The sequence below is a fragment of the Acinetobacter shaoyimingii genome, assembly GCF_011578045.1.
Lineage (GTDB): Bacteria > Pseudomonadota > Gammaproteobacteria > Pseudomonadales > Moraxellaceae > Acinetobacter > Acinetobacter shaoyimingii.
Genome location: NZ_CP049801.1, coordinates 2,137,338 through 2,160,482, shown reverse-complemented (window position 1 = coordinate 2,160,482; position 23,145 = coordinate 2,137,338). Strand labels below are relative to the sequence as shown.

Sequence of the window (23,145 nt, the reverse complement as noted above, 5' to 3'; positions counted from 1 at the left end):
GTGAAAAAACACAATGCATAACGGTATAACTTTTTCCATGTTCATACTCTTTGTTATAAAAATATAAAAAAATTATTTAAATATTAATGAGTTATATTCTTATAAAATACATTATGTGTAAAGTTTTAATTGCTTTAACCGCTATCACTTCTTTAATATGATCAGATCATCTAATGGCTTGTCGTATTTATAAATTGATCAATAGGATAAGGGCATGATCTGGCTATGGAATCTTGAATCAATCTATGACGTAATTTTGTGTAAGTAAAACTCAACATATAAGCGCGAGCTGTTTAAAATCTGCAACACAGAAGCTTTCTCCCAAATACAACACTTCCGCATACGACTTAAAACTTATAAAAGGCGAATAAAAATGTTGAAAATCATCATCACTTCAGGTTTTCTACTGTCACTGATCGGCTGTTCCAGTCTTCCTTCAGAACAAGAAAATATGGATACCTATTTAAAAAACCAAAGCATTCGTGAAAATACCGCCAATATGTCAGAGTTTGAAAAACAGCGATACTATTCTGAACATCATTTAGGCCCAATTCCTGCACAGCCAAATTACAAGAAAAATCGTCAATAAATTCTGCTTGGAATTTTATGCGGTCAAGATTGATTATTTAAATTTTATTTGAAATTCAAAAAATTTATAAAGTAAATTTAGAGCTATCTTTTCGATGTTTGTTTAAAAATTTAGATTTTAAATGGTTATTCGACTATTGATGTTAATTTGATAAAGCATCGGTCTGAGTTTAACTATCAAAAAACATTTATAAAAAAAGCCACATGACGTGGCTTTTTTTATATGTCGTGGATTTTATTAGTTGGCTTTAGCTACAGGAGTAGTCGCAGTCGCATCATTTGCAGCTTGACGACGAGGTGTGTAGTTCAAACCTAAAGTAGAACTGGTTTCAGTACGAATCTGATCCAGTAAAGCTGGGTTGCTACTTAAATCTTGACCATACGATTTTACAATAGCTTTTAACTTCGGATTCCATTCACCTTTTACTTTCTCTGGGAAGGCTTTTTCCATCAAGCTCAGCATGATATATGGAGAAGTCGAAGCACCAGGGGATGCACCCAATAATGCGGTTACAGAACCATCTTTAGAGGCAAAGATTTCAGTACCAAACTGTAAAGTGGCTTCTTTACCTGGAACTTTCTTAATAATCTGAACACGTTGACCACCTTGACGTGCTGTAAAGTCTTCGATTTTCGCATCAGGATAATATTTCTTTAATTCATTGAATTGATCTTGTTTAGACATCGCCACTTGGCTCATCAAGTATTTCACCAAATCTAGATTTTCTAAACCAATCGTTGCCATAGGAATGACGTTGTTTTTATTGGTCGCATCCATCAAGTCAAACTGAGATCCATTTTTTAAGAACTTGTTTGAATAAGTTGCAAATGGTCCAAATAAGACATATTTTTTCCCATCCACATAACGCGTATCAATATGTGGAACAGACATAGGAGGAGCACCCAATTCAGGACGGCCATACACTTTAGCGGTATGTTTTGATGTCACTTCTGGATTATCAGTCATTAGGAATACGCCACCAATGGGGAAGCCAGCATATTGCTTAGACTCTTCAAGACCTGTCATTTGCAATAGTTTCACTGCTGCACCACCTGCACCAATAAACACAAAACGTGTCTTGATATGGCTGGTTGCGTTGGTTTTTAAATTTTTAAAGGAAACAGTCCACGTCTTGTCGGCATTTGGGCTAATACCCGTGACTTCAGTTTGAGTTTCAAGTTTAAATTTCGGTTGTTTGTTTAAGTGACCAACCAACTGTGTGGTAATCGCACCATAGTTGACATCAGAACCGACATCCATACGTGTTGCAGCAATCTTTTGTGAAGCATCACGACCTTGCATCACTAAAGGTGCCCATTGTTTAATTTCTTCTGGGTTATCGCTATAGACCATTCCTTCAAACAACGGATTTTGGATCATGGCTGCATAACGTTTTTTCAAGAAATCAACACCATCGCCCCAGACAAAGGCAATATGAGGAACGGGATTGATAAATGTTTTAGGTTCATCTAAAACTCCATTTTTCACCGCATGTGCCCAAAACTGTTTACTCACTTCAAATTGAGAAGCTGTATCAACCGCTTTGGTGATATCCATTTTACCGTCTTTTTCAGAGGTGTAGTTCATTTCCATAAAGCCAGAATGGCCTGTTCCCGCATTGTTGAAACCTGCTGAACTTTCTTGACCGACTTGGTCTAGGCGTTCATACATGCGGATGTCCCAGTTTGGTTCTAACTCATTGAGATAAGCACCTAAAGTCGCACTCATGATTCCACCACCGATCAATACAACATCTGCAATAGGTTCATTTTGATTTGTTTTAACTGGTTTCGAGGCAATTGGTCTAAATAAGAAGATCAATCCAATAATAAATAGGATGACCAGTATGATGAGTAAATATTTTAAAAATTTTTTCATAAATATGCCTTATTCATTTAAATTGTATAATTTTTAATCAATTGTATCAGAGCTTAAACAAAAATTTTAATCATTCGACTTTTTTCAGATAAAAATTAAACAATTTAGGAGAGAAATTAATGATTCAACATGTACTTATTGGCTCAAATTTGAACCGAAATTTTTATTTAAATAATAAAAAGCCCCATGGTTAGGGGCTAGTCGTATTAGGGTCAAGCCATAATACTGTAAGAGGCTCATCTCAAACTGCATCTATTAGAACATAAATAGATCATTAAACTCAAGAAAATTCACAATTTTTATAAATTTTGTCAAATATATAAAACTTTTAACATGATCAAGATCGATTTAAATATGTCTTATTTAAAGGAGGTTGATTGATCTATATATTCTGAATTGGCTTTTCACATGTAGCTCAACTTATTTTGTAGTTTATTGTGCAGTAGTTATATATTGTGGTTATACGATTCAGCGTTAAAATATTTGAGTATGCATGCTGAGTTTAAACCTTAGACATCACATGTAAATTTTTACATTTATAGTGCTGTAACAAGTGCTTGCTCTCATGTTTAATTCACAACAACAAAAATGGACAATAACAGGAATATTGAATGAATATAGAAATTGATGCTTTTGGTACATTGGTCATAGCCGTTGTTTTTCTATTTTTGGGTCGTTATCTGGTTCAAAAAATCTCATTTTTTAAAAACTATAATATTCCAGAACCTGTGGTGGGTGGTCTGATTGCAGCGCTATGTGCCTATGCCTTATATTCATTTTTTGGAATAAGTGCAAATTTCAATGCGCAAATCCAAAATGTCCTGATGCTCATGTTTTTTACCTCTATTGGTTTAAGTGCCAGTTTTTCTAAACTCAAAGAAGGCGGTAAAAGCTTATTACTGTTTTTAGTCTGCGTTGCAACATTTGTACTTGTGCAAAATGTAGTGGGGATGAGTTTAGCGACTATGCTTGGTTTGGATCCTTTGATTGGTCTTATTGTGGGTTCAATTACACTGACTGGCGGTCATGGTACAGCAGGTGCTTGGGGGCAAATTTTAGAAACTCAGCATGGGATTCAAGGTGCTATTGTGTTGGGTATGGCCAGTGCAACCTTTGGCTTAATTATTGGGGGAGTGATTGGTGGTCCAGTGGCGAAATTTTTAATTAAACGCCATCATTTAGCTGATCAAGTCAACGATGAGGATGATGATCAACCTGCACATCAAAATTCAGCGGCATTTGAGTATCCAAGAAAAACCCGTTTAATCACTTCAAATAATGCAGTGTCGACCTTAGGGATGTTTGCATTGTGCATTTTTGTTGCCAACGGCATGACTGAATTTAGCAAAGGCCAATGGTTTGAACTGCCAACCTTTGTTTGGGCTTTGGCATGTGGTGTATTGGTCCGTAACACTTTAGAGCATGGATTGAAAGTGAATATATTCGACCGTGCCATCGATGTGTTTGGCAATGCATCTTTATCTCTGTATTTATCCATGGCGCTCTTGTCTTTGCAATTATGGCTATTGGCAGATTTAGCAGGTCCATTGGTCATTATCTTGTTGTTGCAAACAGCAACTCTAGCGTTATTTACAATTTTCGTGACTTTTAAAGTGATGGGAAGTGATTACGATGCAGCGGTTCTGTCGGCAGGTCATTGTGGCTTTGGTATGGGGGCAACACCTACAGCGATTGCCAATATTCAAGCAGTAACCAATACCTATGGGCCTTCGCATAAAGCGTTCTTGATTATTCCGCTATGTGGCGCGTTCTTTATTGATATCATTAACGCCGTGGTGATTCAAACCATTATTAAATTTTTCTAGTTGTATTTATCGATAGATTCATTGTACCGCTAAAAATAAAAAGCCTCGATCTGAATCGAGGCTTTTTTAGCTATTTAATTTTATTTTGTCACTGATTGCGCGCCAAATTTATACACAGTGGTTGCTTGGAAAGTTTGTCCTTTTTTCAACACTGTAGAAGGGAAGTTGGCTTGGTTAGGCGAATTTGGGAAATGTTCTGCTTCTAAAGCAAAAGCAGCAGTCTGACGGTAAGCTTTACCCGAAGTTCCCACGATTGAACCATCTAAGAAATTTGATGTATAGAACTGTACACCTGGTTCAGTGGTGAAGACTTGCATAAAACGACCAGATTCAGGGTCAATCGCATTCACCGCAAGTTTAGGTTCTTTTGATTTTGGATCATAAGCATCGAGTACGAAGTTATGGTCAAAACCGTGAGCAAGAATCATTTGTTTATGATTACTACGTAAATCTTGGCCAATGGCTTTCATTTGACGAAAATCAAAAGGTGTTCCAGTGACAGAAGCGAGTTCACCTGTTGGAATTGAACCTGCATCTGTTGGAGTGTATTTAGATGCTAAAATTTGCACTTGTTGCTTTTCAACAGTGCCACTGCCTTCACCGGCTAAATTAAAGTAACTGTGGTTGGTGAGGTTAATCACAGTGTCTTGGTCAGTGGTGGCTTTGTACTGAATAGACAACTCATTTTGTTCATTCAAGCTGTAAACAACAGTCGTTTTGACGTTGCCAGGGAAGCCATTTTGTCCATTTGGTGAAAGGTAAGACATTTCAACAGACGCTGTGGTATTGCCTTTTTTCTGTGGAAGAATTTTAGCTTCCCAGAAGTCTTGCGCAAAAGTAGAAGGACCACTATGAAGGGTATTATTGCCATTGTTTAATGGTAGTTGATAGGTTTGACCATTCAACATAAATTTACCATTGGCAATGCGGTTGGCATAACGACCAATCAACACACCCAAATATACGTCATTTTTGCTTGCATAGCTTTCTGCATCTGAGTAACCAAGCACGACATTGGCTGTTTGACCCTTTTGATCTGGAACATTAATTTCACGAATTGCACCGCCAATATTGATGATTTTAACGCTCATCCCATTGTTATTTTTAAAGGTGTATTCGGTTGCTTGTTGTCCTTTGGCAGTGATACCAAAAGGAGCAGCAGTGACAGTTGCTGCTGAAACGGATTGAATACTCAATGCCAATAGGGAGAGGGGCAATAGATATTTCATAATGTTGTCCATTTTGCATGGGGTTTTAAGAATGTCGTGGGAGAGATGACGCGACGGAAACATATACGCTATCTTATGCCTGTACTCTTATAAAATTAAGCTCTATGTTGTATGTTTGATTGTTTTTTATGCAAAAGCATTGCGTCAATCTTAAGTTAGAGCAATTACGATTAATTTACTGTAAATTCGAGTGAACTTGAGTAGGGTAAAAGGATTGAATATTTCTTAATTAAACATTTCATTATTTTTATGTGCTTTAAATATTTATGATAAATAAAAATTTAGTTTTACTCTTAAGCTTAGTCGGATTAACTGTGAGCCAACAGTCGGTTGCTGAGCAGTGGATTTTTGTACCTTCTAAAGAAAATGTCTGTCATATTCAGGTATTTTATGATCAAGATGCCTTGAAAAATAATCAGCTGCGTGAGAAATATGATTATGCAAAGGCTGTAGATTGTGATCCTAAAATTCGTCAGCATAAGACTTTGATTGTTGAAAATCAGCTCAATTGTCAAACTCAACAATTGCTTGAAAATGCGAAGACTTACTATTATAAAAATGGCAAAGTATCGAAAATTAACACACACAATAAATCTGCTTATTCACCGCAAGGGACATCGGCATTACTCATGAATGCTGCATGTATATCCAAATTAAAAAAATAAATAAGATATGAATTGGAGCGGATTGGATACAGATAGACTGTCAATATGTAGATTTCAACTGATCAATGGGATTTATTCAAACACTAAATGATATGACAATTATGGTTTAGACTTTGATCGATAACTGGATTGGTAATAGAAAGGACAGAAATAGAAAAACAGCAACAGAAAAACACAAACCTCTGCATATGTGAGAGGTTTTTTAATATTCATCTCATGTAAATTCGTATTTCCTTGAATGGTATTGATTAAAATTGAGCAAAAGTTCTGCTTAGAATTGAATTGAGCTTAATTCATGTTCAGTCTTGATCATGAAGTTGAATTGTTTAGTATTCTTCATTATATTTATGATATGGTGAATTTAATTCATTTTTTGTTTCAAATGCTAAGATGATCAATAGATTTTCTTAATCGCATTTGATCATGCCAAATCTTATTGTTTCTAGAATTTTAGGCTTAGATTTTACCGTGGAATTTGAAGGTCAAATTAGATCATCGAAGCTTTATATAGCTTCAATCTTAAGCAAAACCATGTCGGTTAAATTTTTGAACTTTCAAACATAAGTGTAATGCGTATTCTTACGCAACTTGTTGGAACCCATTCATGCTCGAAATACGTCATTTAAAAACACTTACTGCATTACGTGAACATGGTTCATTGGTGGCAGCTGCGAGTGATTTATGTCTTACTCCATCGGCCATTTCTCATCAGCTTAAAGAGTTGGATCATTGGTATGGGGTAGAGGTTGTGAACCGCCGTACTCGCCCTGTGAGCTTTTCTAATGTAGGACAACGCTTGTTAAAGTTAGCAGATGATGTGTTGCCACAAATTCAAATTGCACAGTCTGATATCACCCGCATTGTGCATGGTCAGACTGGGCGTATTATTTTTTCATCAGAATGCCACAGTTGTTTTGATTGGCTGATGCCGTTATTGAATCAATACCGCTCACAATACCCAGATGTTGATTTAGACTTTGCCTCTGGTTTTGAAGCCAATCCTCATGAGTTACTACAAAATAATGAGTTTGATTTACTGATTACAGCAGATCCGATCGCACTGAAAGGGATTGAATATTTCCCCATTTTTGAATATGAGTCACGCTTGGTTTTATCCAATACACATCCATTGGTTCGGGCAGAACAGATCACAATACAAGATTTAGCAGAAGAAACTTTTATCACTTATCCAGTCGATAAACATCGTCTAGATATTATGGCAAAGTTATTTCTTCCAGCGAATATTATGCCCAAGGCGATTCGGACGACAGACTTAACCCAAATGCTCATTCAATTGGTTGCCAGTGGTCGTGGTATTGCGGCTTTACCCGATTGGGTGGTACGTGAATACGAGCAAAAAGGTTGGGTTGTGTCACGTCGTTTAGACTGTGTTTCTGAACAGGGTTTACGCCGTACGCTGTATGCGGGGTATCGCAGTGAGGATAAACAGAAAAGTTATTTCGAAGGTTTTTTAAAGCAATTGGAAAAATTTTCAAGTAAACGTGAACACTATTATGCTTAATCTTTGTGATTCACATCATTTTATTTCACATTCAAAAAGTCTCTATTTTAGCCAGAGATAAGCAGTTTTATATTTCAGACTCATCAAATGGAATGTCAAAATGCTTGAGGATGAGTTTGATCTTATTCAGCTCTATATAAAACGACATTTAATTTATTGATATGGAAATGGAGTAAATTTATGATTGTTTAGCATTTCAACAATATGTTTCAAAGCAGAATGGGTTTTGCATAAATACTCAACACAATGATTAAAAAATAGAAAGTTGTTCGTCAAATTACAGCCTTTTATTAGACTTTAGTTCACATCGTCCTAAACTGTTGACTCATTTTGGCAGTGAATAATTTTGGTAAATGAAAGACTATCCATTTGTTGATCATATTAAAGCTTGGGCAGATCAATTTCCTTGGCTTGAAATGGCGACATCTTTAAGTATATTAATTTGTGTGGCAATTATTGCGAATGTTATTGTAAAGCAAGTGGTGGTACGCGGTATTCGTGTATTACTCAAAAAAATGCCCTTTATTGATCAAGACATTTTTGCAGAATATAGCGTGATTCATCTGGTTTCAAACCTTGTGCCCGCTATTGTGATTTTAAATGGAATACATACAGTTCCATTTTTAAGTGCAAGTGCCGTTTCGATTATTCAAATGTTAGCGCAAGCTTTTATTTTTATCACCATCGCACGTTCAATTGCAGAATTCTTAGATTTATTTAATGAAGTTTATCAAAAGAAACCTGCTTCAAAAAATAAACCAATCAAAGGTTATTTGCAGCTAATTAAACTGATTATCTTTGTGATTTGTGGTTTATTGATTTTAGCGACGTTTTTAAAGAAAGATGTCTTTACCTTATTGGCAGGTTTTGGTGCCATGGCTGCAGTACTGATGTTGGTCTTTCAAAATACCATTTTGTCTCTGGTCGCATCCGTACAAATCTCATCTTACGATATGGTTCGCGTCGGGGATTGGATTGAAATGCCAAATTTAGGGATCAATGGTGATGTGATTGATATTTCATTACACACGATTGTGGTGCAAAACTTTGATAAAACTTTAAGTACGGTTCCAACCAATAAATTGGTGACAGACAGTTTTAAAAACTGGCGTGGTATGCGTGAATCGGGCTGTCGACGTATTTTACGATCTGTGACCTTTGATCAAACTTCTATTGGTTTTCTAGGTGCTGAAAGTTTGGGCATGCTGAAAAAGTTTTTCCCTACGAATCAATCGATTTGTGATGATCCAAAACAATTGGATGAAAATAATCCGTATCGATTAACCAATTTGGGACTTTTCCGTCAGTATTTACAAGATTATTTAGATCATCATCCCAATATTGCACAGAATCAGACCATTATTGTTCGTCATCAGCAACCCACAGCAGAGGGTTTGCCATTAGAATTATATACCTATGCTTCTACAACGGTATGGGCGAATTATGAAAATATTCAATCTGAAATTTTTGAACATATTATTGCGATGGCACCTGAGTTTGGTTTGAAAGTGTATCAAGCGCCATCTGGTGATGATGTACGTAAATTTATCGCGTAACAACGATAAAATTTCAATCTACTTTTAGCTAAAAAGCATAGGGATGCCTATGCTTTTTTTATGGGTCATGCATTTTTAAGATGGTTTGAATTCAATCATGATGAACCAATAATCAGGGAAAGAATACCCGCGGCAATTAAAGGTCCTACAGGGACACCACGTAACAATGCTACCCCTGCGACAGTGCCAATGAGCAGTCCTGCTACAACATTGGGTTGTTTAGCCATAAGAGTCACACCACGACCACCGAGCCATGCCACGAATACACCAACAGCGATTGCAGCTAAAGATTTCCAACTCAAAAAAGACTTTAAAATGTCTTGTCCTGGGATCGTGCCACTGGCGATAGGGGTAAGTACTCCAATGGTCAGAATAATAATCCCGATACTGAGTCCATGTTGCTGTAAAAGTGGGAAATACTCGCTCAATGGGGTCATTCTAAAAACAATTAAAACAGCAGCAGCAATAGTCACAGCTGTATTGTGGCTAAATATCCCACATGCAAGCAGGATAAGCAAAACGATAAGATTGATGTCTAGACTGGAAAGGCTCATGCAGGACGCTAAATTTTGAATATTAAAACAAGTATACAAGCTTTCGAGAGACGAGAAAAAAACTCTATTCAATCCTGTGTGATAAGGATAATTTCAGTGGGAAAATGCTCCATTAAACATTATGTTGGTCTGGGCTCGTTTAATTGGATGAGGTCTATGCATCTGACACTGTCAATAAGTGTTGCACCATGGCCTGACAAAGTTTTCCCTGACTGATTTGATCGAACAGTGCAAACATCGGCGAAGTATTTAATTCTAGAAAAACCAATTCACCTGTAGTTGGATCAGTTTTAAAATCAGCTGCACCGAAATTCATACGCATCTGCTGCATTAACTGTCGTAATAAGCCAACTTCATGGTGTGGATTATTAACCAGTGCAAGTTTTGCATCTTGAAGTTCTCGATAATCCAAAGATGGACTGTCGACCAGAAAGGTAAATTCATAATCTCCAATAATAAAAATACGATATTCTGGTGAAATGAGTTTGTTCTGAATAATTGCAGGAGCAGGGAGAAAATCTAATTTTATTTCGGATATGGCTTGATCTAGACTTATACAATGCCCACCACCATTGACGGGTTTAGCAATGTGCTGTAGCGCATCAAGTGATTGCAATAGATTCATGCTGTTGCTAATGGAAGTTCGCGGAATGTTTAGACCCAATTGTTGTGCTAAAAACAGGGCGGTGGGTTTATATGAAGCCATCTGATGGATGTCTCGATTAAAAGTACGAATATCTTTTTGACTAAGTATCCATCCTTTTAAAGCCACATACCAAGCATTGGCTCGATTGGTGACTTCATTTCTTGCATCTTCAAAATAGTGAAATACATCTTGACGAATAAACGCTGCCTGAGGTTTTTCAGACAAATTTAAGCCTGAAGGCAAATGTCGACTATCTTCAAAGCTCCAGCTAAATTCAGGACTCGATTTTGCTGGAATAAGAAAGGGTTGACAGGGTTGCTGTAAAAGGCGTGCAGCATCTACAAGTGCTAGTAAATTATAGTCACGATCTCCACCAACAATCAGAAGACTCATATAAAACCCTTGTTTAAAATCACGAAGATTTAGATTTGTTCAGCGATATTGTTTAAATTAAAAATTTCCAAAAGGAGACTGTTGAACTTTAAGATCTTGAAGCGAAGAACCAGAGTCACCTTCTTCGCCTAAGGCCAATGTGGTAAGTTTAGGGAAGCATGGATCTTTGATCGGTGTGCCTTCTTCTTCACCGACAGCTCTAGTAGAGATCGGTGGAAAACATTTGATTGGTAGGCGTAATGGTGGTAAGCCCAAGCTTAATCCAGCACCATTCACAGCATAAATTTCTTTAATATTGAGTGTCTTCATTGCATTTTTCTCTTTTAAAGTATGACAAATACACTACAGAAGAATTCATTTTTTTTTGTGATGAATAATTTGTTATGGTATTTGTCACGTATAAATGGAATTGTTTTTACTTAAAGACTTAGCACATAAATTGAGTATTGTTTCATTTGATATGTCTTCGACTTTTAAGCCCTTATGATTATGTAGATTGTAAGGGGATTGACTATGATTAAAATGTTAACCAATGCTCAAAAAATCCTGCACATTTTGCAAAAAATTGTAATCAACAACAATGATAAAGATGCATGTTTTTGTGACAATAGAAAGTATTTAAATTCACGTGAATTAGAGATAAATATCATAGGAATTTGATTTATCATTTATTTTTCTTAACTTCAACAATAATGATTAAATTTTATCTTCATCATAAAACTGAATTTTGAGACATTATGGAAGGATTATTCTGATTGATTTTAAGACGAATAAGTAAACAAAAGACCAACTATAAATATGTATATTGATAAATTTTGAGGGATCACAACAGCCAAATTTGATCAATTAAAATGCATTACTTTCTAGCGTTTAGATCTTTACTTAAAACAAAGTACAGTAACTCGTTGTTTCGTGCGCTATGGGATTGGTAGAACTTGGGTTTGTTGTATTGTTCGATTAGAATAAATCGTCATTTTCAGGTAGATCATTTATGTTGTTGGAAAAAATGTTGCAGTCTCAGGGTTTTGGTTCTCGAAAAAACTGCCAACAACTGATTAAAAACGGTGCGGTTCAAATTCAGGATCTCATCATCACCGATCCAAAATATAAATTAGCTTTGAATGATCTAGAGTTTCAGGTGTATGGAGAAAGCTACCAATACCGCGAGAAAGTATATGTCGCGTTAAATAAACCCGCTGGTTATGAATGTTCACACCAATCAACACATCACTTTAGTGTGTTTGATTTGTTTGATGACGTACTGATGAATCGTGGACTACAGACGGTTGGTCGCTTAGATCAAGACACAACTGGATTGCTACTTCTTACTGATGATGGGCAATTCTTACAAGCGCTGACGCATCCGAAGAAACATGTACCCAAAGTTTATCGTATGCAAACGGCTGACCCTGTAACGGATGAACAAATTGTGCAGCTGACACAAGGGGTTGAGCTTAGGAATGAGAAAGGCGTATTTGCAGCTACAGATGTAGAACGTTTAGCCTTGCATGAATTACAAATGGCGATTCATCAAGGGGTTTATCACCAAGTAAAACGAATGCTTGCCGCGGTCGGGAATAAAGTTGAGCGGTTACACCGTCAGCAAATTGGACAATTAAGACTTCAAGCCTTAGCGGAAGGTGAATGGGTGTATTTAACAGAAACGCAAATACTGGCTGCTAAAAATCAATGTAATGAACCTGTTGCTGATGTGACATTGTAAAATTGTTGAGTTTGGTTGAAATTCAAACAATTAAATAAGGATGCACTGAAGGATTGAGATCCTTCATTCTGCCATATGATATCCAATGCATTAGATAGGCTGCATTGAATAATCTTTGAAATATTGAATCTACAGATTTTTGGAGAAGCATGGTTTAGACATGCTTCTTGCACATGAAGCTACTTTAAGAAGCAATGGAAGGTTTGGAATTCATCGTCTTTGACAAAACCCATTTGTTCATAGAGTTTGTGAGATTGATAATTATTTTTTTGTGTCTCTAAGGTAATGCGTAAGGCATTTTGATGACGAGCAAATAGAATTGCGGTGTCAATGAGCTGTTTTGCCGAACCTTGCCGACGATAAACTGGCGAGACATAAACATCATCTAAAATATAATAGGTTGAACATGCGACTGAGGAAAACCCCAGATAAAGTAAAACAAATCCAGTAATCACATCATCTTTCACATGAATAAATATGACACTTTCTTGATTTGAAAAGCGTTGTTTTAGAAAATCATAAGATAATTGATGATTGGATGAAGCGCCGTAGAATTGACGATATTCATCAAATAATACAGAAAGTTGCTCTAAGTCTTCGAAGTTAGCTCGTCTTACAATCATGAACAGCACCTTGCATTATTGTTATCAATGCCATAGAGCTAATCATAAAACGATGTTTTGATGGAGAAAAGATTGTGAAAAAATGCAACAGTGTTAAGTTTTGTCACTTTCACCCAAAAGGGCATTTAACTCAGCAAAAAAATCATCATCATCTAAATGTACATTGCTGGCTGTAGGTTCTGACTGTTGATCTTGTTTGAGTTTTTTAAGTTTCAACAATTGTTCCATGTTGATGTTCTGGTTTTCAATTGCGAAGGGGATGGATTTCGTTAATACCACTTGCTTGAAAAAAAGACGTACAGCTTGTGCAGGTGTAATCCCTAAATTTTTAAATACGGCAAAGGCTTGTTTTTTTTCTTGTGAGTCAAGTCGGACTTGATAGACTTCTGTTTTTCTCATTAATAAAACCAAAAGGCAGAGTAGTTTAAGACTCTATTTTAATCATTGTGAATGTAATTTCAATGTCTAAACACTAAATTATTCCACTTTTTGTCATTACAATGAAATTATAGCGTCAACACTATTTCGGAATTAAAACACATTTCTTGTTTATTTATGGGGTCGATAAAGGAAATTTGATGCGCTAAAAGTGCTAATGGCTTAGTAAAATCTGTATTATCGCGATTTTTTATAGTCGGATAAAAAGCATCATTTTTTATTGGAATATTTAAGTAATTTAAATGTACACGCAATTGATGTTGTTTCCCTGTTTTAGGGTTCAGTTGGTACTTCGCCCAATGATCATTGTGTTCTAGCAGTTCAATTTGGGTTTCACTGTTGGCAGTGCCTTCAACAATTTTCATGGTAAAAAAGGGTTCGCCTTTGTCCATTCTTAAATTTAAAGTGATTGGAAAATGAAGTTTAGGATTGTAAGGTGCAATAGCATGATAGATTTTTTGTACTTTTCGCTCAGCAAACATTTGCTGATAAACACCACGAGTTTCAATTCTTTTAGAAAATAAAACCACTCCAGCTGTTTCACGATCAAGGCGGTGAATCGGCGTAAGATCTGCATTTTGTGTTGTTTTTTTAAGTCTGACCAATAAAGTTTCTTGCACATACTGACCTGTTGGGCTCATGGTCAAGAAATGTGGTTTATCAACCACAAGTAAATCATCATTTTCAAATAAGATTTTTTCCTGAAAAGGAACGTGAATTTCATTGGCTAAAAAGCGATAGTAATAAATATGTTGATTGGCGATATAAGCCGTATTTTTTTGAAGAATTTGACCGTTTGAATCCATAATGAGTTGATCATCAAAACGTTGTTGCCATTCTTTTGCCTCAATATGTGGAAATTCATGACATAAAAAATCCAATAATGTATTCGGCATTTGCTCTAAATGTGGCAAATAGACTTTGCTGGCAGTAACCCCATTGATCATAGGTGGTTTGAATTCAGAGGTCATTGTCAAATTGGGCATATAGAAATTAAATCAAAAAGGTATTGTTAGATCACGCAAAAGCATTCGATTTAATATCTTCAATTCGATATTTCTAAATGAAAATATCATCCAAAGATTCATCAAATGATTAAAGCGTTCAAGCGACAATTGCGTTAAATCTAGCAAATGAATGTATTGCATGAAAAGTGATACGCTAAATGCAAGTATTGGATCATCACAAAGTAGGTTTTAAAGCAATGCAATGTTATCATATTCGTTTGATTGAATCATGTTGCGGGTGTTATGCAGTACTCATTTAAATTGAATTTGACCAACGAACAAGATACTCAAAAATTAGCGAGTTTTTTGGGTCAACATATTGCACAAGGTGTAATTTATTTGATTGGGGATTTGGGTGCAGGTAAAACGACTTTGACGCGCTATTGGTTGCAAGCCTTGGGTCATACTGGCGCTGTAAAAAGTCCGACTTATACCTTGGTTGAGCCGTATACCATTCAAAAACAAGACGTCTTTCATTTTGACTTGTACCGTTTAAATGACCCCTATGAACTTGAACTTATGGGAATTCGTGATTATCTAGACACTCCCAATGCTTTATTTTTGTTTGAGTGGCCTTCGAAAGGTGCAGATGAAATTCCACAAGCCGACTATGTGATTCAAATTGAAAAAATGGATGATGAAGATCTCCGTCAAGTCACACTGAGTTTTGATTCGATTGATTTTCAAAATGCTTTAAATCAAGAATACACCGCAGGATAGGGACGATTTTCTGATGATTTGCAACATCGAATATCACGTCATTAGAGCAACAAGAAGTTAGGTCTATTTAATATGCAGCGCGAAGAAATCAGTTTACGTCGTATTCGAACCTTAAATCCTGCTTTAGCCAACCAAATTGCAGCGGGTGAAGTGATTGAACGTCCTTCATCAGTGGTCAAAGAGTTGCTTGAAAATTCTATTGATGCGGGTGCGACGGAGCTGATTATTCGTATAGAGCAAGGTGGCAGTACCCTCATTGAGATTATCGACAATGGTCGAGGAATTCATGCAGAAGATTTACCCTTGGCTGTCATGCGACATGCGACCAGTAAAATCCAAAGTGCTGAAGATTTGCATGCAATTGTGAGTCTCGGCTTCCGTGGAGAGGCATTGGCGTCTATTGCTGCTGTATCACGTTTAACGCTGAGCAGTAGCCAGGATGAGTCAGGTATTGGTTATCAAGTTGAAGTGAATGGGACCGCTTTTGATCATCAAGAGATTCAAGCGATTGCAACGCAACGCGGAACACATATTCGTGTTCAAGATTTATTCTTTAATGTGCCTGCGCGCCGTAAATTTTTAAAGAAGCCGAATACCGAATTTGGACATATTGAAGAAATCGTTCGTCGTTTAGCTTTGACGCATTTTGATATCCGTTTTGTGCTAGAACACAATCAGAACATTCGACTCAATTTACCCATAGCAGACAGCGGTGAACTCCGTTTTCAGCGTGTGCAACAGTTATTGGGTCGATCATTTACTGAAAATGCCTATTGGATCGATGCTGAAAGCATCAGTATGCGTTTATCTGGTTGGTTAGGGCATCCATCAGATGCCAGAGCACAAGCTGATTTACAGTATGTTTATGTGAATGGACGCATCGTTAAAGATAAAACCATTTCTCATGCCCTTCGAATGGCCTATGACGGTATTTTACATGGTCATCAACATGCAGCCTATTTGCTGTTTTTAGAAGTCGACCCTGAAAATATTGATGTGAATGTGCATCCGACGAAACATGAAATTCGTTTTCTGAATCAGCGAGAAGTACATGAGTTTGTGCGCCATTTTGCCAAAGACACATTGTCTCAGTTTCAAACAGCAACTGCAGATTTAGCAGAAGCGATGAAGTTGGATGGGCAATCTGCTCCGCAAGTGGAGTTAAATCCCCAACCACGATATCAAGAACAGTTTCAACTGCATAAAGACAACTCCACGCTACATGCTCATCATTCAAATGCAGCACCTCTTGTACAATTACAGAATAATGATCCGCAAGTAGAATCGGGTGATGGATTAAGTGATTTTAGTGATCGTCAGCCTCAATCGATTCGTTATGCACAGCCAAGTATCTATTCGGGTACGGCACAAATGAATAATGCGCTAAAGAGTTATTTGGCGCCGTTAAAATCACAACAGCAGTTGGGTGATGAATCTTTGGAGAACGATCCAAATCACGCCCCTTCAAAAGTTGATGAATATCCTTTGGGAATCGCCATAGCGCAATTACATGGTATTTATATTTTGGCGCAAAATACCGAAGGGCTCATCATTGTCGATATGCATGCAGCACATGAGCGTATTTTATTGCAACAGATGAAAGCTGCATGGGATAAGCCTGAGTTTTGGGCATCTCAGCAATTATTGATTCCTAAAGTGATCTCTATAACACGTATGCAAGCAATGCGTATTGATGACTTAAAACCTCAATTTCAACGATTGGGTTTGGAAGTTGATTTGTATGGCGATGATCAAGTCATTATTCGGGGTGTTCCTGCGGTATTGCAAAAAGCAAATCTGACGGATTTGTTAAATGAATTGTTAAATGATTTAGATCCTAATGATGAAGCGCAAATGTTGCAACAAAAGCGTGATCAGATCCTTGCTGGTATGGCTTGCCACGGTGCAGTACGTGCTCATCGTATGCTCAGTCTTTCAGAAATGAATGCGTTATTGAGACAAATGGAACAAACAGAATTTGCCAGTCAATGTAATCATGGTCGTCCAACATGGCGTGCATTTCCATTGGTTCAATTAGATAAATTATTTGCTCGGGGAGAGTAGTTGTACATGTCAAATAAAATGCCAGTCATTAACATAATGGGACCAACGGCAAGTGGTAAAACCGCTTTGGCATGTGAACTCTATGAGCGTGGTGAATATGAAATTATTTCAGTTGATTCTGCACTTATTTATCGGGATATGGATATCGGTTCTGCAAAACCATCTAAAGCAGAGCAGGAACGATATCCTCATCATTTAATTGATATTATTAGTCCTTTGGAAGTCTATTCGGCTGCTCAATTTGTTGAAGATGCAACACGTCTCATCGATGAGATTCACGCACGTGGAAAAACACCCATTTTGGTGGGTGGCACGATGTTGTATTTTAAAGCCCTACTTGAAGGTCTCGCGACTAATTTACCCAATGCGAGTCCTGATGTACGTCAAGAAATTGAAGCTAATGCTGCATTAAATGGCTGGGAATCCGTTTTTGAAGAGTTAAAGCGGGTAGATCCAGTGGCTGGAGAAAAATTTAAAGTGTCGGATCGTCAGCGGATCATTCGTGCTTTAGAGGTTTTTAAGTTGACAGGGAAGCCCATTACGCAATTGCAAGCTGAACAGCCCAAACAATTATCATATCGTTACAATTATCATAATTATGCATTAGTACCTGATCGTTTAGAATTGCATAATAGAATCGAAATTAGATTGAAAAATATGTGGGATATCGGTTTTTTGAGTGAAGTCGAATATCTTATTGAAAAATACGATTTAAATGAAAATTTGCCTTCAGCTCGTTCTGTTGGCTATCGTCAAGCTTTAGATTTTCTTACAAATAGTGATAGGAGTCACAAATCTAAACAGGATATGGAGGATAAGAGCTTATTTGCAACACGACAACTTGCGAAACGTCAATACACTTGGTTGAGATCTTTGCAAGAAGTGCACAGCATGCAAAACTTTTTAACGATCAAGCAAGCTCAAGAAGACTTGCGAAACTTACATGGATAAAGCAAAATTTACACACTATCTTTTTTATAATTTTTAAGTGAAAAACAAAGATAGTTTTTGCGCTGATTTTAAATTTTTGGAGTATAAAATGTCTAAAGGTCAAACTTTACAAGATCCGTTCTTAAATTCTCTCCGTAAAGAACGTATCCCTGTTTCAATCTTTCTTGTAAACGGTATCAAACTACAAGGTCATATCGAATCATTTGACCAATATGTTGTTCTTTTAAAGAATACTGTAAGCCAAATGGTTTACAAGCACGCGATTTCAACTGTTGTTCCTGCACGTAACCCACGTCCTGCTGGTGCTCCTGCTGGCGCTCCTGCTGCTGGTCAAGGTGGCTTCGGTGGTCAAGGTGGATTCGGTGGCCAACAAGGTGGCTTCGGTGGTCAAGGTGGCTTCGGTGGCCAAGGTGGCTTCGGTGGTCAAGGTGGCTTCGGCGCTCAAGGCGGTTTCGGTAGTCAAGGTGGTTTCGGTAGTCAAGGTGGCTTCGGTGGTCAAGGTGGCTTCGGTGGTCAACAACCTGGTTTTGGTGGTCAAGCTGGCGGTGCTGGTTTTGATGGCGAAACTAAATTTGATGATGCACAAGACGACGAAAATAATCGTTAATTAATTATTTTAATTAAAGTTATTTTTTTAAGAAGACGCCACTTGGCGTCTTTTTTTATGCTTAGTCTTGATGTTTATTTTCAGTGTTTTCAATGAAAATCCATTCAAACAGATGGGTTTTGGAAAGATGGGTAGTTGTACTCGTTATGGTGATAGCAGATATTATCACTGCCGAATATCATCCAAATATAATCAAAGTGAATTTTAGTTTTCTAGAAATACATGGTATTCATCTTATTTTGATTTTTATATGTCTAAGCATGGAATTGAATTAAAACCAAATAAAAAACCTCATACATGATGAGGTTTTTTATTTTTAAAGAAGGATTAGTTTATTTTTAAATTTGGATCTTTGATTTCTACATAAGTGTTAACACGTAACTCACGTAACCAGCTGTCTAGCTCAGTTTCAAACTGACGTTCACCAAGAACTTGACGTGCCATATTGCGTTGATATTCTTTAGTCATATCTTGATCGCGTTTATCTGTCACTTGCAGAATATGCCAACCAAATTGTGTTTGAAATGGTTGACTTAATTTGCCCACAGCAATTGACTGCATGGTTTTATCAAACTCAGGTACCATTGTTCCAGGTGTCACCCAACCTAAGCTACCACCATTGCGTGCAGTACCAGGATCGTTGGAATAGGTTGCTGCAAGCGTTGCGAAATCTTGACCTGCGTTAATACGTTCATACAAGTTATCAATGATTTGCTTCGCATTTTCAGGTGTAACCACTTCTGAAGTTTTGATCAAAATATGGCGTGTATTGAATTGAGGAACCAAAGCTTTTTGATCATTTGACTTACGGTCAATCAGCTTAAGAACATGAACACCATCTTTCACACGAATGAGATCTGTAGTTTGACCTGGTTGAATTAAGCTTACACGAGTCGATAACTCTGCAGGGATTTCTGAAAGTGGGCGATAGCCTGTATCCGATGCAGTAATGGTAATACCATCTTTATTAAATCGTTTTTCAATCGCTTTATAATCATTGCTTTGACTAAGCGCAGCTTTGACTTGCTCTGCCGTTTGATTCAACTGAGTAGGATCTACATCACCTGATACACGCACATGGATGATATGAACCTGACCACCTACAATAGCTTGTCCCTCAGGTGATTTTAGGAAATTGTCGACATCTTGGTCGCTAATTTTAATACGTGACATGACTTGCTGTTGGCGTAGACGTTGCATTGCGATGTCTTGTGCTATGCGGCTACGCAATGACTCATAAGTCCCTGGTGCAATTTTATCGAGCTTTTGTTGAAAAGCTTCAAGGCTATTTGCTCCAGACTGATTCGCTACTTTTAGTACAGCTTCATTTAACGTTTTTTCATCGGCTTGGATGCCATAACGTTTGACGAGTTCAAGCTGTGCATTTTGCGTGATCAGTTGGTTTAAAACTTGAGTTTCTAAAATACTTTGCGGAGGCACTTCTTTTTTTTGTGCACTCAATTGATGAGTAATCTCTGCAACCCCTTGTTCTAAATCACTTTTTAAAATAACGCTTTTCCCTACGATCGCGACAACGTGATCAGTAGGGGCAGCAAATAACGGCATACTCATGGAAAGAGCACATGCCAATGCAGTCGCTTTAAAAATTTTTTTTAAGTTTTTCGTCGTCATTAATTTGTCCAGTTTTGATTAACCTTATCGTAGCCTAGAACACGGTCTTCAAGGAATGAGCTGAGTTTACTGTTTAAACCACCTAATCCTTTAAGTGTAAATTCAGCCATTACTGCACGTTTTGCTTTAACGCCTGAATCATTGACGTTATCCAAATCGTTGTAGTATGAACGACCGTAAACCGACACGCCCCAGCAGCAAGATTCATAATTTAGACCTAAGAGATATTCACGCGCAACATTATTGTCCATATCATATTGAACATGTCCCATCATTCTCCAATTATTTTTAATCGGTTGAATGAAAGATGCTGTTACTTGATCGTATCGATCTTGTCTATCTTCTAAATAGCTACGTTTGAAATATCCGAAATTATAGAGGTTTCCTTTGTCCCCAGTGTAATACAGCTGAATATCACGTTGAGCATTATCACCATTTGACATCCAATATGAATTGGCACGAATGGTATAATTTTCAGAAAGTTGACTCGATAAGCTGACCACAGGGCCAGTATCATCTTCAGTGCTGGTTCTGCTGTTTTGACTATCGTTTAATGTAACTCGACGATCATCAAAGAAATAACTTTTACCAACACTTGCTCGTAAACGTTCTAAACCGATGGTGTCAAATAGACTATAACTTAGACCTAAAGACAAGAAATTATTGTCATCTAAGCGGTCATGTCCGTAAAAACGATATGGGCTAAATAACTGATCGTAATTTAAAGATGCAGAAATTGTATCAAAGTTTGGGTAGCCATTTTGTTGGCGATACGGTGAATATGCATAGAACGCGCGTGGAGATAAAGTCTGTAAAAACTTACCTTCACGTTCAAAAGTTAAGCCTGTATCCAAAGTAAATTGTGGAACGACTACAGATTTATTTTCGGAATCAGAGTTAAAATTTGCATTGTCACGTGTATCTTGATCGTAATAAGTATTTAAACTACGCACAGAGACTTCTGGGATCGCAAAGCCCCAAGGGTTACGGAAGTTATAACGTGCTGCAAATTGGTTATAAAGGCGAACACCACTTGGTTGTGAGATATTGGCTTGACTATCAAAATCTTTTTTAAAGTAAGCCGTATCGTTATTGAACTCAAATTCTAAGCCGTGTGCATCGCCAGTTACATAATTAACAAGTAATTGTGGTAAACGTGCATAAGGGCGGTCTTTATATGGAGTCAAAGGGTCAAGGGTTTGGAAATCTTCAATCTTTAATTTGGCTTTAAGACCTGGCAAACCATTTTGATAGTTTAATTCCCAAGCTTGTCTTTGGTTTAGACGAGTTCGCGTATTTGGGTTGGTGTCTAAGTCATTGAAGAAATCTTTATCGGATACGTAGTTATAATCAATGTTGGTAGACCATTGATTATTGATTTGCCAATCATATAAGAAATGGAAATCTTTACGGTCTTCGTTATTATATTTTTCATCCGAAGGTAAGTAGGCACCACGAATATTACCGCTACCAAAATTTTCAGTCATAAAACGAAATTCAGCTTCAGCCATTGCACCACGGTCACCCATATAACGTGGGGTAACCGTTGCATCATAGTTTGGAGCTAAGTTTAAATAGATTGGAACTGAAAGTTGTAAACCACCATTGTTGGTATAGGCTAAGCTTGGTGTCAAGATCCCGGTGACACGACGGTCATCAATTGGGAAATTAAAATATGGAACGGTAGCAATAGTGTGATCTTTAATCTTAACTTTTGCACCTTTGGTTTTGCCACGACCTGTTTCTTGGTTAAGTTCGATTTCGCGAGCTTCAATTTTCCACGTAGGCTTCTCATCAGGTGGGCATGTGGTATAAGACGCATTTTTTAAGAGGAGCACATCAGGTGAAGTACGAGAAATTAAGTCAGCATGACCATGTGCACGGGCTTGTTCTGCAATATAGTAGCTGTCAGTTAAGTCACCTGTTTGTGTTTTAAGGTTGTAATTAACTTTATCGCTTTGAGAGATTAAACCTGCCTGTGCCATTTGCACATTACCTGAGGCTTTAGCAAAGGTCTGGGTTTTATCCATGGTTAAATGGTTTGCACGCACCATTCGACCATCTTGGTCAATGATGACATTACCTTCTAAAACAGTGTCGCCATTTGGATTGTAATAAGCATGCTCTGCGGTGAGAACAGATGTTGCTTCATCTGGATTAAGTGCCTTGGTGTTTGGGCTAATTGGGGTGACAAATGTATTTTGGCAAAATTGAGCACCAGGAACTTTTGTGTCGCGCTGTCGTGCTTCTGGCGAATCTTTGTCGACATAGTATTGTTCAAAGAAGTTCTGACCAGGGTAGCTTTCTTTGAGCGATGCTTTTAACTGTTTGTTGTCAATGTCCGAAACAGATGTATTTGATTCGGCATAACTTGATACAGTGCTTCCACAAAGAAAGCTAAGGATAGCGGCTGCTAACGGATTAAAATTGAACTGATGCTTCATTTGTCTCTTTAACCAAGTATGCTTAATCGCAATTAATTATACTCGCATGATAGAGAAAAAACTGATAAGTGGCTACAC

The 23,145-nt window shown here is 37.3% G+C and carries 20 protein-coding genes; 10 read left to right on the top strand and 10 right to left on the bottom strand.

What is annotated here, in order from left to right; all coding sequences use genetic code 11:
• Positions 1–373: 373 nt before the first annotated feature.
• Positions 374–589, top strand: a complete 216-nt coding sequence (locus G8E00_RS09695; RefSeq protein WP_166224151.1) for a hypothetical protein — start codon at positions 374–376, stop codon at positions 587–589.
• A 237-nt stretch (positions 590–826) separates the two neighbouring features.
• Here the strand turns inward: G8E00_RS09695 and mqo are convergent, their stop codons facing one another.
• The gene (gene mqo / locus G8E00_RS09690; protein WP_166224148.1) at positions 827–2,467 is read right to left on the bottom strand and encodes a malate dehydrogenase (quinone); all 1,641 of its coding nucleotides are present in this window, start codon (positions 2,465–2,467) and stop codon (positions 827–829) included.
• Between the two features lie 611 nt (positions 2,468–3,078).
• On the opposite strand from mqo, the gene gltS reads away from it, so the two are divergent.
• Positions 3,079–4,293 carry a sodium/glutamate symporter gene (gene gltS, locus G8E00_RS09685; RefSeq protein WP_166009424.1) on the top strand — a complete coding sequence of 405 codons (1,215 nt, stop codon included), beginning with the start codon at positions 3,079–3,081 and terminating at the stop codon, positions 4,291–4,293.
• An 80-nt stretch (positions 4,294–4,373) separates the two neighbouring features.
• On the opposite strand, the gene G8E00_RS09680 is transcribed toward gltS, so the two are convergent.
• A complete protein-coding gene (locus tag G8E00_RS09680; protein WP_166224145.1) occupies positions 4,374–5,522 on the bottom strand; it encodes an aldose epimerase family protein in 1,149 nt (382 codons plus the stop codon).
• A 314-nt stretch (positions 5,523–5,836) separates the two neighbouring features.
• Between G8E00_RS09680 and G8E00_RS09675 the strand changes: the two genes are divergently transcribed.
• The 3 genes from G8E00_RS09675 (at position 5,837) to G8E00_RS09665 (ending at position 9,265) form a co-directional block, all read left to right on the top strand.
• Entirely contained in the window at positions 5,837–6,187 is a 351-nt protein-coding gene (locus tag G8E00_RS09675) for a hypothetical protein (RefSeq protein ID WP_166009428.1), read from the top strand.
• A 604-nt stretch (positions 6,188–6,791) separates the two neighbouring features.
• The gene (locus G8E00_RS09670) at positions 6,792–7,709 is read left to right on the top strand and encodes a LysR family transcriptional regulator (RefSeq protein ID WP_166224142.1); all 918 of its coding nucleotides are present in this window, start codon (positions 6,792–6,794) and stop codon (positions 7,707–7,709) included.
• Positions 7,710–8,062: 353 nt separating this feature from the next.
• The gene (locus G8E00_RS09665; RefSeq protein WP_166009432.1) at positions 8,063–9,265 is read left to right on the top strand and encodes a mechanosensitive ion channel family protein; all 1,203 of its coding nucleotides are present in this window, start codon (positions 8,063–8,065) and stop codon (positions 9,263–9,265) included.
• A 95-nt stretch (positions 9,266–9,360) separates the two neighbouring features.
• Here G8E00_RS09665 and G8E00_RS09660 read toward each other — a convergent pair whose 3' ends face one another.
• From G8E00_RS09660 to G8E00_RS09650, 3 genes are all read right to left on the bottom strand, one after another.
• Positions 9,361–9,819 carry a DUF441 domain-containing protein gene (locus tag G8E00_RS09660; protein ID WP_166009434.1) on the bottom strand — a complete coding sequence of 153 codons (459 nt, stop codon included), beginning with the start codon at positions 9,817–9,819 and terminating at the stop codon, positions 9,361–9,363.
• 154 nt (positions 9,820–9,973) lie between these two features.
• Positions 9,974–10,858 carry a hypothetical protein gene (locus tag G8E00_RS09655; protein ID WP_166009436.1) on the bottom strand — a complete coding sequence of 295 codons (885 nt, stop codon included), beginning with the start codon at positions 10,856–10,858 and terminating at the stop codon, positions 9,974–9,976.
• A 57-nt stretch (positions 10,859–10,915) separates the two neighbouring features.
• Positions 10,916–11,167, bottom strand: coding sequence for a hypothetical protein (locus G8E00_RS09650; protein ID WP_166009438.1), 252 nt, complete (start codon positions 11,165–11,167; stop codon positions 10,916–10,918).
• A 682-nt stretch (positions 11,168–11,849) separates the two neighbouring features.
• Between G8E00_RS09650 and G8E00_RS09645 the strand changes: the two genes are divergently transcribed.
• Positions 11,850–12,581, top strand: a complete 732-nt coding sequence (locus G8E00_RS09645; protein ID WP_166224139.1) for a pseudouridine synthase — start codon at positions 11,850–11,852, stop codon at positions 12,579–12,581.
• A 179-nt stretch (positions 12,582–12,760) separates the two neighbouring features.
• Here G8E00_RS09645 and G8E00_RS09640 read toward each other — a convergent pair whose 3' ends face one another.
• From G8E00_RS09640 to G8E00_RS09630, 3 genes are all read right to left on the bottom strand, one after another.
• Positions 12,761–13,204: a GNAT family N-acetyltransferase gene (locus tag G8E00_RS09640; protein WP_166009442.1), complete on the bottom strand. Its 444-nt coding sequence runs from the start codon at positions 13,202–13,204 to the stop codon at positions 12,761–12,763.
• A gap of 93 nt (positions 13,205–13,297) precedes the next feature.
• Positions 13,298–13,603, bottom strand: coding sequence for a type II toxin-antitoxin system RelB/DinJ family antitoxin (locus G8E00_RS09635; protein ID WP_166009444.1), 306 nt, complete (start codon positions 13,601–13,603; stop codon positions 13,298–13,300).
• Between the two features lie 107 nt (positions 13,604–13,710).
• Positions 13,711–14,628: a pseudouridine synthase gene (locus tag G8E00_RS09630; RefSeq protein ID WP_166224136.1), complete on the bottom strand. Its 918-nt coding sequence runs from the start codon at positions 14,626–14,628 to the stop codon at positions 13,711–13,713.
• A gap of 264 nt (positions 14,629–14,892) precedes the next feature.
• Here G8E00_RS09630 and tsaE point away from each other — a divergent pair, with 264 nt between their 5' ends.
• From tsaE to hfq, 4 genes are all read left to right on the top strand, one after another.
• A complete protein-coding gene (gene tsaE / locus G8E00_RS09625) occupies positions 14,893–15,369 on the top strand; it encodes a tRNA (adenosine(37)-N6)-threonylcarbamoyltransferase complex ATPase subunit type 1 TsaE (protein WP_166009448.1) in 477 nt (158 codons plus the stop codon).
• Positions 15,370–15,441: 72 nt separating this feature from the next.
• Positions 15,442–17,433, top strand: a complete 1,992-nt coding sequence (gene mutL / locus G8E00_RS09620; protein WP_166224133.1) for a DNA mismatch repair endonuclease MutL — start codon at positions 15,442–15,444, stop codon at positions 17,431–17,433.
• 6 nt (positions 17,434–17,439) lie between these two features.
• The gene (gene miaA, locus G8E00_RS09615) at positions 17,440–18,384 is read left to right on the top strand and encodes a tRNA (adenosine(37)-N6)-dimethylallyltransferase MiaA (RefSeq protein WP_166224130.1); all 945 of its coding nucleotides are present in this window, start codon (positions 17,440–17,442) and stop codon (positions 18,382–18,384) included.
• Between the two features lie 88 nt (positions 18,385–18,472).
• Positions 18,473–18,991 (top strand): RNA chaperone Hfq, encoded by a 519-nt coding sequence (hfq, locus tag G8E00_RS09610; protein ID WP_196781983.1) that lies wholly within the window; start codon positions 18,473–18,475, stop codon positions 18,989–18,991.
• Positions 18,992–19,318: 327 nt separating this feature from the next.
• Here hfq and G8E00_RS09605 read toward each other — a convergent pair whose 3' ends face one another.
• Both G8E00_RS09605 and G8E00_RS09600 read right to left on the bottom strand, forming a co-directional pair.
• Positions 19,319–20,623, bottom strand: coding sequence for a peptidylprolyl isomerase (locus G8E00_RS09605; protein WP_166224124.1), 1,305 nt, complete (start codon positions 20,621–20,623; stop codon positions 19,319–19,321).
• On the bottom strand, positions 20,623–23,067 hold the full coding sequence (locus tag G8E00_RS09600; protein WP_166009458.1) for an LPS-assembly protein LptD: 2,445 nt from the start codon (positions 23,065–23,067) through the stop codon (positions 20,623–20,625). Before G8E00_RS09600 ends, G8E00_RS09605 begins: the two co-directional genes overlap by 1 nt.
• Positions 23,068–23,145 lie beyond the last annotated feature (78 nt).

Coding starts and splice junctions, on each gene's coding strand:
- G8E00_RS09680 (WP_166224145.1), bottom strand. CDS start 5,522: ATGAAATATCTATTGCCCCTCTCCCTATTGGCATTGAGTATTCAATCC.
- G8E00_RS09645 (WP_166224139.1), top strand. CDS start 11,850: ATGTTGTTGGAAAAAATGTTGCAGTCTCAGGGTTTTGGTTCTCGAAAA.
- G8E00_RS09600 (WP_166009458.1), bottom strand. CDS start 23,067: ATGAAGCATCAGTTCAATTTTAATCCGTTAGCAGCCGCTATCCTTAGC.
- G8E00_RS09655 (WP_166009436.1), bottom strand. CDS start 10,858: ATGAGTCTTCTGATTGTTGGTGGAGATCGTGACTATAATTTACTAGCA.
- G8E00_RS09665 (WP_166009432.1), top strand. CDS start 8,063: ATGAAAGACTATCCATTTGTTGATCATATTAAAGCTTGGGCAGATCAA.
- G8E00_RS09660 (WP_166009434.1), bottom strand. CDS start 9,819: ATGAGCCTTTCCAGTCTAGACATCAATCTTATCGTTTTGCTTATCCTG.
- tsaE (WP_166009448.1), top strand. CDS start 14,893: ATGCAGTACTCATTTAAATTGAATTTGACCAACGAACAAGATACTCAA.
- G8E00_RS09635 (WP_166009444.1), bottom strand. CDS start 13,603: ATGAGAAAAACAGAAGTCTATCAAGTCCGACTTGACTCACAAGAAAAA.
- G8E00_RS09670 (WP_166224142.1), top strand. CDS start 6,792: ATGCTCGAAATACGTCATTTAAAAACACTTACTGCATTACGTGAACAT.
- miaA (WP_166224130.1), top strand. CDS start 17,440: ATGTCAAATAAAATGCCAGTCATTAACATAATGGGACCAACGGCAAGT.
- gltS (WP_166009424.1), top strand. CDS start 3,079: ATGAATATAGAAATTGATGCTTTTGGTACATTGGTCATAGCCGTTGTT.
- G8E00_RS09695 (WP_166224151.1), top strand. CDS start 374: ATGTTGAAAATCATCATCACTTCAGGTTTTCTACTGTCACTGATCGGC.
- G8E00_RS09640 (WP_166009442.1), bottom strand. CDS start 13,204: ATGATTGTAAGACGAGCTAACTTCGAAGACTTAGAGCAACTTTCTGTA.
- hfq (WP_196781983.1), top strand. CDS start 18,473: ATGTCTAAAGGTCAAACTTTACAAGATCCGTTCTTAAATTCTCTCCGT.
- G8E00_RS09650 (WP_166009438.1), bottom strand. CDS start 11,167: ATGAAGACACTCAATATTAAAGAAATTTATGCTGTGAATGGTGCTGGA.
- G8E00_RS09630 (WP_166224136.1), bottom strand. CDS start 14,628: ATGCCCAATTTGACAATGACCTCTGAATTCAAACCACCTATGATCAAT.
- mutL (WP_166224133.1), top strand. CDS start 15,442: ATGCAGCGCGAAGAAATCAGTTTACGTCGTATTCGAACCTTAAATCCT.
- mqo (WP_166224148.1), bottom strand. CDS start 2,467: ATGAAAAAATTTTTAAAATATTTACTCATCATACTGGTCATCCTATTT.
- G8E00_RS09605 (WP_166224124.1), bottom strand. CDS start 20,623: ATGACGACGAAAAACTTAAAAAAAATTTTTAAAGCGACTGCATTGGCA.